Origin of the sequence: Limnospira sp. PMC 289.06 (genome assembly GCF_032350395.1) — a bacterium.
Lineage (GTDB): Bacteria > Cyanobacteriota > Cyanobacteriia > Cyanobacteriales > Microcoleaceae > Limnospira > Limnospira platensis.
In genome coordinates this window covers 1-8,315 of the sequence record NZ_JARPLC010000166.1, presented here as the reverse complement: position 1 = coordinate 8,315, position 8,315 = coordinate 1, and the positions used below count along the sequence as shown (strand labels likewise).

14 protein-coding genes are annotated in these 8,315 nt (G+C 47.0%); 1 reads left to right on the top strand and 13 read right to left on the bottom strand.

Translation table 11 applies throughout. The features are described 5' to 3' along the window. Nucleotides 1-328 precede the first annotated feature (328 nt). The 6 genes from P5674_RS21765 to P5674_RS21740 form a co-directional block, all read right to left on the bottom strand. The gene (locus tag P5674_RS21765; protein WP_006617315.1) at nt 329-880 is read right to left on the bottom strand and encodes a hypothetical protein; all 552 of its coding nucleotides are present in this window, start codon (nt 878-880) and stop codon (nt 329-331) included. Continuing rightward, entirely contained in the window at nt 877-1,248 is a 372-nt protein-coding gene (locus tag P5674_RS21760; protein WP_152088368.1) for a hypothetical protein, read from the bottom strand. The genes P5674_RS21765 and P5674_RS21760 overlap by 4 nt, the downstream gene beginning before the upstream one ends. Further along, a complete protein-coding gene (locus P5674_RS21755) occupies nt 1,214-1,699 on the bottom strand; it encodes a 3'-5' exonuclease (protein WP_014274266.1) in 486 nt (161 codons plus the stop codon). Before P5674_RS21755 ends, P5674_RS21760 begins: the two co-directional genes overlap by 35 nt. 162 nt (nt 1,700-1,861) lie before the next feature. Beyond that, on the bottom strand, nt 1,862-2,701 hold the full coding sequence (locus tag P5674_RS21750; protein WP_014274265.1) for a UvrD-helicase domain-containing protein: 840 nt from the start codon (nt 2,699-2,701) through the stop codon (nt 1,862-1,864). A 59-nt stretch (nt 2,702-2,760) separates the two neighbouring features. Next, a complete protein-coding gene (locus P5674_RS21745; RefSeq protein ID WP_006617313.1) occupies nt 2,761-3,057 on the bottom strand; it encodes a hypothetical protein in 297 nt (98 codons plus the stop codon). A 350-nt stretch (nt 3,058-3,407) separates the two neighbouring features. Continuing rightward, the gene (locus tag P5674_RS21740) at nt 3,408-3,710 is read right to left on the bottom strand and encodes a hypothetical protein (RefSeq protein ID WP_006617311.1); all 303 of its coding nucleotides are present in this window, start codon (nt 3,708-3,710) and stop codon (nt 3,408-3,410) included. A 117-nt stretch (nt 3,711-3,827) separates the two neighbouring features. Between P5674_RS21740 and P5674_RS21735 the strand changes: the two genes are divergently transcribed. After that, on the top strand, nt 3,828-3,980 hold the full coding sequence (locus P5674_RS21735) for a hypothetical protein (protein WP_014274264.1): 153 nt from the start codon (nt 3,828-3,830) through the stop codon (nt 3,978-3,980). A 9-nt stretch (nt 3,981-3,989) separates the two neighbouring features. On the opposite strand, the gene P5674_RS21730 is transcribed toward P5674_RS21735, so the two are convergent. The 7 genes from P5674_RS21730 to P5674_RS21700 all read right to left on the bottom strand — a co-directional run bounded on the left by P5674_RS21730 (nt 3,990) and on the right by P5674_RS21700 (nt 8,038). Continuing rightward, complete coding sequence (locus P5674_RS21730; protein WP_014274263.1) at nt 3,990-4,295, bottom strand: hypothetical protein; 306 nt, start codon at nt 4,293-4,295, stop codon at nt 3,990-3,992. Between the two features lie 104 nt (nt 4,296-4,399). Beyond that, nucleotides 4,400-4,786, bottom strand: coding sequence for a DUF1998 domain-containing protein (locus tag P5674_RS21725; protein ID WP_014274262.1), 387 nt, complete (start codon nt 4,784-4,786; stop codon nt 4,400-4,402). Between the two features lie 389 nt (nt 4,787-5,175). Beyond that, nucleotides 5,176-5,652 (bottom strand): hypothetical protein, encoded by a 477-nt coding sequence (locus tag P5674_RS21720; protein WP_014274261.1) that lies wholly within the window; start codon nt 5,650-5,652, stop codon nt 5,176-5,178. Then, complete coding sequence (locus tag P5674_RS21715) at nt 5,580-6,023, bottom strand: hypothetical protein (protein ID WP_014274260.1); 444 nt, start codon at nt 6,021-6,023, stop codon at nt 5,580-5,582. Before P5674_RS21715 ends, P5674_RS21720 begins: the two co-directional genes overlap by 73 nt. Before the next feature lie 84 nt (nt 6,024-6,107). Then, nucleotides 6,108-6,614 (bottom strand): helicase-related protein, encoded by a 507-nt coding sequence (locus tag P5674_RS21710; protein WP_014274259.1) that lies wholly within the window; start codon nt 6,612-6,614, stop codon nt 6,108-6,110. Beyond that, nucleotides 6,595-7,623, bottom strand: coding sequence for a hypothetical protein (locus tag P5674_RS21705; protein WP_014274258.1), 1,029 nt, complete (start codon nt 7,621-7,623; stop codon nt 6,595-6,597). The genes P5674_RS21710 and P5674_RS21705 overlap by 20 nt, the downstream gene beginning before the upstream one ends. Before the next feature lie 226 nt (nt 7,624-7,849). Beyond that, nucleotides 7,850-8,038, bottom strand: coding sequence for a hypothetical protein (locus tag P5674_RS21700; protein WP_014274257.1), 189 nt, complete (start codon nt 8,036-8,038; stop codon nt 7,850-7,852). Between the last annotated feature and the right edge of the window lie 277 nt (nt 8,039-8,315).

Below are 8,315 nucleotides of genomic sequence, written 5' to 3'. Positions count from 1 at the left end.
CAACTGGGTTGAATCAGTTGATTCCCCTCTAGGAGGTTATTTCGAGCATTGCAGCCATATTTCACTCCTAAACGTCTCGCACGTATTTCCCATAATAGCTAATCATGACTTGCTGCTTGGCGCGGGTGGCTGCGACGTGCAATAAACAGCGTTCCGCAGTAATAAAGCGGTCTTTGGAAACATCGCATCGATAGATAACCGACGCGATCGCCTCTAATTTAACAGCCGGAAATCAAGACTTGGGGGTTTTGAGAATCCCCTCCATGAGCGGTAGTCCGGTAGGGATTCTTTCCCACCGGACAATATCGCCTACAAATATGGCGATTTTTTAGGAACGACTAATCTGAAATCGAACCGTGTAATCCCAGCTAGACCAACCCATAAAGCTGTTTTTCTTAGACATCTTCCACTCCCGCACTTCATAAGCCGGTCCTACGGCAGAAATTTCCAATTCGCAAGCACCGAGCAAATCATCTTTGTCAGAACTTGCGAGAATGCCAACGCCAGTTGTTGCGGCTGAAAGAATCGTCCCAGCAAGGACTCCGTAGGGTCCGGCAGCAGATACAGCACCGGAAACCATACTGCTAATTGCTCCGACCGTATCACCGTACTTAGACCAGTCTTTTCCAGCATCTTCATCATAAGCTTTCAGTCCACCTTTGATGACTTGTCCTGGCTGAAGATTGCCGTCAAATAAAACGGAATCTCCGGGATTAAATGACTTTCTTTGCTTGTCATTGATTTTGATAGGGCGGGTCAAAATTGCTTTGGTGACGTCACCACCGACTAGGGCACCGACAAGATAAAAATCATCGGCTCCCGTAACATCTTCGGTATCGGCACAATACACATCAATTAATTCAATCCTGATACGAGTCATACATTTTTCCTTTGATTAGTTTGTCGAAGTAGAGATTTGTTTGATTCTTTTCTCCCTTCTACTAGAAGACGATTCTCTCTACCAATTTCTGAATTTCTTTTTTTAATTTCTTTTTTTTCGCTGTTTTTGGTCCAAAAATCGAAAATAGCGATCGCTGCTTTACATGACCAGTGCCGGTGCCGGTAATTGGCTGTAAGCCAGAAGCCCGGTTTCTCACCAGACTCAAAGAAGCCCGGTTTCTCACCAGACTCAAAGAAGCCCGGTTTCTCACCAGACTCAAAGAAACCAGGTTTATTTGAGAAACCAGGTTTCTTTTTTTTAAAGAAATCGGGTTTATTTTTTGCCCACAAATGGGCTGGGTTTCCCATAATAGCTAATCAGGACTTGCTGCTTGGCGCGGGTGGCATCGACGTGCCATAAACCGGGTATCGAAGTAATAAATCGGTCTTTAGTAATATGGTCTGGGCAGTCATTTAAGTACCTTTTTAGGGGTAAAATATTATCATTTAATCCCAGTAATAGAATCCAGTAAAATTGTAAACCTTTTACTCGGTGCATTGTGCCGATGCGGATGCCTTCATCTAAGAGATTGTCCGGTTGATTTCGTTTAATTCGTGTAATTGACGATTTGATAATTGCGCCATGGCTGACTCGTACTGTTCCATAGCGCGATTTTGTGCGAAACACCATGCCAACTCGCGATGAATTGCGATCGCCAGTATTCCCCTGATTTTGCAAGGTTGTTAATAACTCTTGTAAATAGGAAATTTCCTGCTCAAAAGTCTTGAACCCCTTGACAATGGGGGCATCGCCGTGCATGATTGAACGGTAATCTTGCACGTGAATCTACTCCGCCATCTAAATCATCGATCACCAAATTTTCCAGAACCGCTGTCGCCCATTTGCGAGTTTCGTCCGTAGTGCGATAATTGAGGCGCAACTTCTTAGACCGTCCGCGAATATCAATATGGCAGTCGCCAATTAGATGACAATTTGCCCATAGATGCGTTGGTGGGCATCTGCGACCAAGAATATATCATTGGCTGTTGGGAGACCCGCGATCGCCCTAATTAACTCAAATACCCCTTTACTCATATCCTGGGCTTCATCCACAATTACCGCTTTATAGGGGAGAATTTCTCGACCTTTGGCGCGGATAATCGCGCATAGCATCATACATCGCGTCATTAGCCTCGCGGTATCCCGCTTCTCGTAGCAGGTTGCGATACTCCTCAAAAACCAGCCATATTCCTTGTCGCGCTTTGACGACTCAAACGGGTTAAGCGACCAATGCGACGGGAACCTAGATAATCGCGCTAGAGTTTGGCAGCGGTTTTGTTGTAGCACTTCCTGCCATTCTTCCCGATAAAAACTTAGGGGAAATCCTAATTCTGGCGGCGCTAAAGTATAGGCTTGTTGCCAGAGGTCATCCGTTTCGTTATTGTACACGATCCGGTTTTCGATGCCCTCCTCTTTGAAAAAACTTGTCACCCAAGAGTCTAGGTTAATTACCCGAATGCGTTTCATTACTTCCGGGGTGCAAATGGTTTTCAGGTTGTTTTCAATATCGATCGCTAAATTTCGGATAAACGTCGTAAACAAAAGGCGATCGCTCGTTTTCGTCAAGCGATTTTCTGCCAACCATTTCGCCCGGTGCATCGCCACCACAGTTTTACCAGTCCCCGCCCCACCGAGTACCCTCACCGCCCCATTCCAGTCTCTTTCAACTAATTTCCGTTGGGTGGGATGAAGGAAAACCCGCCATTTTTCCAGGGGGGCTGCTAACATTTCCTCTAATTCTGTGTCATCGGTGATTACCATAAACCGACAACGGCTGTCCTCATTGTCTAGGGCTGCTTCGGTGGTTATCCGGGTCGATATTATCTTTGGGTTCTGGCCAATGCAATTGTTGGAAAATATCCGGGAGGGGATAGCCAGCAGCTAACATAAAAATCCCGTCGCTGGCTTCCTTGGGGAGATGGGGCAACAGTTCTTCCACCCATACGATCGCTCACAATTTCCCGCACGGCTGGGAGTAAAATTTCAGGAACCCCCAAACGCATTAAATCCCGATCGGCGATCGCATCAAAGCGTTTAGGTTGGGCTTCTGGTTGCTGGTGACTTTGCTTGAGTTTTTCCGTAGTCGCTTCTACTTGTTCAACATCGATAATTTGCACCTAAGAAAGAAACCTGGTTAATTTGGCAGACTTTTCGCCGCGCCCATTGATAAGCAACCTGCATGTTTATCAACCCATAGCAATAGATAGGTATTCCCCGTTTCCGGTTTCAGTACGATCGCCCGATAATCTAAATCCACCCGCACAGATTTTAGTCGTTTGTCTCGACTCCCTATGGAGTTAAGCGATCGCTTTTACGCTACCACGATCGCTTAATAGTTCATATCCCGCTTGGGGTCCGGGCCAGTTTTCCTGACTCATGCGACGGGTGGCGGGAAAAAGACTTTCTTCGATCACTAATTCCCTTAACTCCTCCCAACGGGGGTCAGTGTTTTCTAGGGGAGACTGGACTACAGAAGAAAGGAGTAGCTAGGGATATCTCTGGGACAGCGTTGGTGGTAATGGCGTAAAAATGGGGGAGGAATTGGTATAAATTCAGCGATCGCAATGCTTCGGGCCAACTTCCGGGGTCTTCGGGGTTGGTCGTCTAACTCTAAGCAGACGAGGCTACCTGTCGCGTTTTTTTCGTGGTTACGCTTCAGGTCTACTAGCGTAAAAATCTGTAATGACTCCGAAATAGATACCTCCCCAATGGCGTATGTGGGGGGAACTTCCCAAAGGGCGATCACTTCTGGAGATAGGCGAGTTTCCATCCTCCCTAGAAATTCTGGTGACCTATCATTGGGGGGACTCCCTTGGGCTAGAGTTCGTATGGGACGCCCACCTTTGCCAATTTTGCGCCTGGGGTTGGTCTAAATAACTCATTAGCCATGCAAAACTATCCTTGCTTTCCAGGGGTTGCATTCCCTCGCAGTCATATTGCTTATAAAATGAGAAAGCGCATTTCCGGAATTGCTGGTTATTTAAGTCCTCACGGAAACTGTCCGGCGGGGGATTGGGTGCGGGCTCCGGGCTGCGGTTAACCTGTTTCTTCAATCATCCCTTAACGACCAACACCAAAATCGACCACTACGGACGATCGCCTGACGTTGTTGGAAGTCTTCCTTAATGCGATCGCGATGATATTCCCAACCGTCTGTAAATACCACCACTGGTAAACTCTCCACCCGACTCGAAGCCGGACGCATGATAAAATCCGCCCGACAGGGAATGGTTACACCATCTTTTTCGTCCAGCGTTACTTGAGTTTCCACAATCCAAGCACTATTTTTTATTTTGATAAAATAGGCTGTTTTACCATCAATAATCTCTGGTTTCAGCACTAAATCAGTTCGCATTGATAGCGCCTTGATAAAGTTTCTCTCTAGTTCACTCTCTAAATTGCTATTAACTTGAATCGCTGATAAACCTTCCGAATGGTCTTGTAATTAACTCCAATGATTCAGTAATTTTCCAAGTAAATTCTCCGCTTTTTCTGGCTAGTATAGTCTTTATAAAAACTATTCCAATAAGCAAAAATACATTGATAGCACCCGTCTTGATGCCTTTCTTTGCAACTACAGGTTCTCATCTTTTCCAAGGCTTGCAGAAATACCTCTTGTAATTCCTGCGGCTGGCGAATTAATTGCCGGAGATATCCCGTCCCTCCCGGTATGCTATCGAACAGATATAAAAACGATTTGCGGAGGTTGCTTTCCGGTTGCGGTTCTTCGCTAATGGTCGTCCGGAGGTGGTCTACTTTCCCCCGAAACTTCTCTTTTAAGCCTAATTGAAGCGCTGCAATAAACGAGTGCAAACCTTCCCGAGTCCAGAAACTTTCATCCGGCATTAAAAACCGGATTGATTATGATTCAAATTCCCGGTAAAGATACAGCACCTCGATAGTTTTTACCTGGTCGGGTTTGTCCCGCCACTGACAGCTAATCGCGTGATTTTGGGTGTGGTCTTTATTCCTATCCATTACTTTACTATAAGGCAAACTGTAAAGCCTTTTGTCGTAAATTTTTTACCCGCAATTTCCACCGTTTCCCCCGTGGACAAAGACTCGCCTAGGTTGATTTTGCGGAACTTCGTGCGGGAAATATACTCGAACCCAAAGAGAAAGGGTGATTAATCAAAAAAGTTTGTTCGCAGAATTCCGGCAAAAAATCCACTAATAAATGTTTCTTTAAAAATCCAATTTTGCGGCTTTTACTATTATTAATTAGGCGACTTTTTTTAGCCTAAAGTAGTTGCCATAACTTGCCATAACCGCAGCATAGTGAGCAACCTGCCTTTATCACTCCATAGGGTATCATTACATCGCGGGCAGGTTTTTGGATGGGCTTCTGGTTGAAAACTCTCCGTTGCATAACTACAACTTCGACAAATTCGCCACTCTTGCGGCTCCGATAATTTGAGGTCTATTTGGTCAACCTTTACTCGTCTTCCTTCCGCATAAAAAACCCCGCTGGGTACTAATTCTCTAATCGCCACCTGGCTGGGGCGTTCATAGGTCATGGTTAGCACCTCATAACGCTTACCATTCGCCCCTTTTTTTTCCCGCAGTTTCCGCAAAACCATTGACCGTAAAGTTATTCCAGCTTCCGGGAAAGCATAGTTGGGGAGCAGTCCCTCGTCCGTCAAAAAGTTAAAGATATTTTTGTTGTTGATATCTCGGATAATTTCCCGGAGTCCCTCTTTTTCTTGTTCCATTTCTGCCAGCTTTTCCGGGTCTTGCAGGTGGGTTCCCCTTTTTGGGCTTTGATTTTTTTGGTGAGGTTGACGATCGCATTACTAAAACGATGTCGTTCTTTTTTCATTCCTTCTAGGCGGTTCAAAATGCGCCAGCCTAGTCCGCCGATTTCCCCTTGTCCCTGGTGCATGAACTCCTCAATTTGGGCTTGAGTTTCTGGGGTAATGGTATCCGCGAATAAATCTATAAATTCCCTCAGTAATTCCCCTTGCTGGCTGTCAATGAACCTTAGCCAATTGTAAGGAAATCGATTTTGGGCTTGATTTTGCAGATGGTTTAGGATATCATTAAGTTGGGGAGAGAATCCTTCCGAGTCTAACCCACTAGCCACCCAATTATCTAGGCAAAACGCCGTCAGTTGTCTCTCTAAAATCGCCGCCGCGTTTAGATAGCATCCCGAAGCGTCTATCCCCCCTTATAGAATTTGGGCGGGGTCGCTGTAGAAGAATAAATCGTGGGGTTTGGCGTTGGCAATTACTCCCACTAAGGCATTACCGTCTCGTCGTCCGGCGCGACCAATGCGCTGCTGGTAGTTGGCGACGTTGGGGGGGAGAGAACACAGGAAAACACTGGAGAGATCGCCAATATTAATCCCCATTTCTAAGGTCGAAGTCGCCGAAATGAAGTTAGGATCACAATAGCGATCGCTATGGATAAAACGGTGTTCTAAACGTTCGCGGTTAGTGCGGCTTAAAAGTCCCGTATGTTCCGCCGCCACAATGCGACGAACTTCTCCCTGTTGATACATTTGGCGATAGTAGACTAAACCGGGGCGTTGGTCGTCTTCGTGGTAATGTCCCCCACAGCCTAAGCTGCGACAAGTTTCGGGTAAGTGGGAAGAAGTCGGAGAATGGGTGATTTGATGATAACAGCGATCGCAAGTAAGAACCTTTCCCCCTGGGTTAATTATAATCGCAGCCATGGGGATACCCCAAGCGCGACCTTGACCGCAAAAATGAGACTCTAGCAACTTCGCCCCCACCAAAGTCTCGCACGGTGAAGTGTAATATATCAATCAGTTGTTCCTTCAGTAGCAGCGTGTGGGGAGCAAATACTCGCATGGCCCAATCTTCGCACCAACTGCTTGTGTTTTTCCCAGAGATCACCCTTTCAAACTGCTTAGTTTTCGCCGCCCCATTTACCAGAAATTTCGGCGCGGGGACAGAAGGACACACCCCTGGCATATAAACTAATTTAGACAAAAGATATGTTTCGCCGCCACTGCTGATATAATTGCCTTGGGTGACAGGTTGCACAATCGCTCCCCGGTGGCGGAGATGATGCAATAAACCCACGATTAACTCCCTTACCCGGTCTTCACTCACTTTCCGCCGCGCTTCTATTTCATTACTGAGCTTTTGGTGTAGCGTCTTAGTCGCCGCCGTCAGGAATTGGGGGTTAAAGCTGACACTAGCGACCCCGCTGCGTTCCCAAGACGGACCGATCGCCCCTCGGTGTCCGAATTGCGTGACAATTTCCCACACCAGGCGCTTTTTGACTAACTCCAGTAACTCCGGTAAAGCCGTGTGGGGGTCTAATTTAGACTGATCGCCATTTAGGAAGTCGTCCCACTCCCGCAACCATTGCAGGTCTGTCGGTAGGAAAGTCGCGATATAATTTTCTGGGGTGGGGATTTTTTCCCGCCAATAGTCCGCAAAGCGATCGCATAATTCCGGCAAAGTCAGGGGATGTTGATATTCTCGCACTAATTGGAAAATTGCCGTGCGTAATATGCTACGATAGGTGCGGGCGTTATAAAATCCAGCCCGATGAGCAGCATCTTGTACCGAGTCGGAAAAGGTGAGTAGTTTCTTGTCCTGGTTGAACGGTGTCGTGTACAAGATGCCAATACTAGCGCTCGTCAGGCTGGCTGCTTGTGCGCCCAAAATTGATTGATAAGCCGTTCGAGTTGCCACAGAAAGGGCAGTCATGGTTAGATATTAACTGTTCCTGTCCGTTTCGGGTTACTGTTTGCGTCACCTCCTGGACTAACACCGGGATGAAATTATCCGCGTTGTTTTCCTTATGACAACCCCTACAGAATTCCGCCGAAGTTGGGTTAACCGTGAGACAGTGACGACAGAGGAGTTGAGTTTCCGGGTGAGACCCGTCGCCGGGAAACAGGAAGGACACTAACGGCTTCTGGCTGAAAAAGGCTTAATAGAAGCCGCGCAGGTCGTTGGGGATGAGTTTATTATTAGTCGTGGAATGGCGCACACCACCCCAACCCGTCGCCCCACAGTCGCGACAGTGCATGACCGGTAAGGTTTTCTGATTTTGGCGTAACTCTGGGGTGAGGTCGTCCGAGAAAGCAAGTTCCGGCTGCGACTCCACAGAAGCAACCATACGCTTGAGTTCCCGAAACCAGACCTGTACCCGTAATGTTACCCAAGAGGCTATGATTATTGTACCATTGGGGTTGTCAATTTGGCAACGTGCCGCGCTAATTAACGCGAAAATGCTATCCAGGAGAAGATAGCAATATTCTGGGTGTTGTTTGACCGGGAAGTGGAGACGGCTACCAATGCGATCGAGAATTTCCTCGTAGGTGCAGGATTTTTCCTTTAAAAATTAGGGGTCGAGATAGACCTCACGGTCTACCCCTCCCATTCAAAACCGTACT

Excerpts from the sequence above, each read along its gene's own strand:
- P5674_RS21765 (WP_006617315.1), bottom strand. The coding sequence starts at position 880 with ATGACTCGTATCAGGATTGAATTAATTGATGTGTATTGTGCCGATACC.
- P5674_RS21760 (WP_152088368.1), bottom strand. The coding sequence starts at position 1,248 with ATGGGAAACCCAGCCCATTTGTGGGCAAAAAATAAACCCGATTTCTTT.
- P5674_RS21755 (WP_014274266.1), bottom strand. The coding sequence starts at position 1,699 with ATGCACGGCGATGCCCCCATTGTCAAGGGGTTCAAGACTTTTGAGCAG.
- P5674_RS21750 (WP_014274265.1), bottom strand. The coding sequence starts at position 2,701 with ATGGTAATCACCGATGACACAGAATTAGAGGAAATGTTAGCAGCCCCC.
- P5674_RS21740 (WP_006617311.1), bottom strand. The coding sequence starts at position 3,710 with ATGGAAACTCGCCTATCTCCAGAAGTGATCGCCCTTTGGGAAGTTCCC.
- P5674_RS21735 (WP_014274264.1), top strand. The coding sequence starts at position 3,828 with ATGCAAAACTATCCTTGCTTTCCAGGGGTTGCATTCCCTCGCAGTCAT.
- P5674_RS21730 (WP_014274263.1), bottom strand. The coding sequence starts at position 4,295 with ATGCGAACTGATTTAGTGCTGAAACCAGAGATTATTGATGGTAAAACA.
- P5674_RS21725 (WP_014274262.1), bottom strand. The coding sequence starts at position 4,786 with ATGCCGGATGAAAGTTTCTGGACTCGGGAAGGTTTGCACTCGTTTATT.
- P5674_RS21720 (WP_014274261.1), bottom strand. The coding sequence starts at position 5,652 with ATGGAACAAGAAAAAGAGGGACTCCGGGAAATTATCCGAGATATCAAC.
- P5674_RS21710 (WP_014274259.1), bottom strand. The coding sequence starts at position 6,614 with ATGGCTGCGATTATAATTAACCCAGGGGGAAAGGTTCTTACTTGCGAT.
- P5674_RS21705 (WP_014274258.1), bottom strand. The coding sequence starts at position 7,623 with ATGACTGCCCTTTCTGTGGCAACTCGAACGGCTTATCAATCAATTTTG.
- P5674_RS21700 (WP_014274257.1), bottom strand. The coding sequence starts at position 8,038 with ATGGTTGCTTCTGTGGAGTCGCAGCCGGAACTTGCTTTCTCGGACGAC.